At 69.0% G+C, this 902-nt stretch carries 1 protein-coding gene; it reads right to left on the bottom strand.

Annotated elements, in window-relative coordinates; all coding sequences use genetic code 11:
• A partial coding sequence (locus tag P1K30_RS23805) for an Ig-like domain-containing protein (protein WP_275635229.1) occupies positions 1–902 on the bottom strand: 902 nt, incomplete at both ends.

The raw sequence follows: 902 nt of genomic DNA, 5'->3' as shown, positions 1-902 counted from the left end.
AGCGTCGCGATCTCTTCCGGCGACAGCTCGGCGTCATAGATCTGACGGTCCGAGATCACCCCCTCGAACGGCGCGTCGAACCCGGCCTGACCGCTCGCGCTGGCCCAGCCGCGGCCGCCCCACTGGATCACCTCGACGTTCTGCGTCCAGTCCATCGCCAGAGGCGTGGTCCCCATCAGCGCGCCATCGACCCACACCGACGCCCCGCCCGGGCCGAAGGTGATCGCGATCTCGTATTCCTGCCCCGCCGAGATGCCCGGCACGTTCACGAAGCTTTCCGACGTCCCGTCCTGGAACCGCGCCCGCAGCGTCGTGCCCTCGAGGTACAGCGCAAAATGGTTGCCGCCGCCGACGTAGCCGGACGCATCCTTGACGAACAGGCCCTGCGACCCGTTGGTGTCCGCCGCGATGAACGAGAACGCGATGGTGCCCTCGGACAGTTCGTAGATCGCGTCGTGCGGGATCTCCTGCACGTCACCCGCGCCGCCGTTGAACGTGGCGGGCCCCGTGGCCGAATAGACCGGGACTGGCAGACCCGTCACGGTCACCGTCACGGTGGCCTGGCTGGTCGCACCGGTGCCGTCGTCCACGTCATAGGTGAACGTGTCCGTCCCGAAGAAGCCCGCGTCGGGCGTGTAGGTGATCGTCCCGTCCGGGTTCACCACCGCCGTGCCGTTCGACGCGGGCGTGCCGATGCCGGTGACGCTGAGCGCGTCGCCATCCGCATCGCTGTCGTTCGCCAGCACGTCGATCACCACCGGCACGTCGCGCGCTGTCGTCGCCGCATCGTCCAGCGCCACCGGATCGTCCGCCGCCGGCTCGACCGTCAGCGTCACCGTCGTCGTGTCGGTGCCGCCAAGGCCGTCGCTGACCTCGTAGACGAAGCTGTCGGTGCCGTTGAA

The organism is Psychromarinibacter halotolerans, from assembly GCF_029168315.1.
Taxonomy (GTDB): Bacteria; Pseudomonadota; Alphaproteobacteria; order Rhodobacterales; family Rhodobacteraceae; genus Psychromarinibacter; species Psychromarinibacter halotolerans.
Note: the sequence above shows the minus strand (reverse complement) of the source record. Positions and strands in the feature narration are given on the sequence as shown.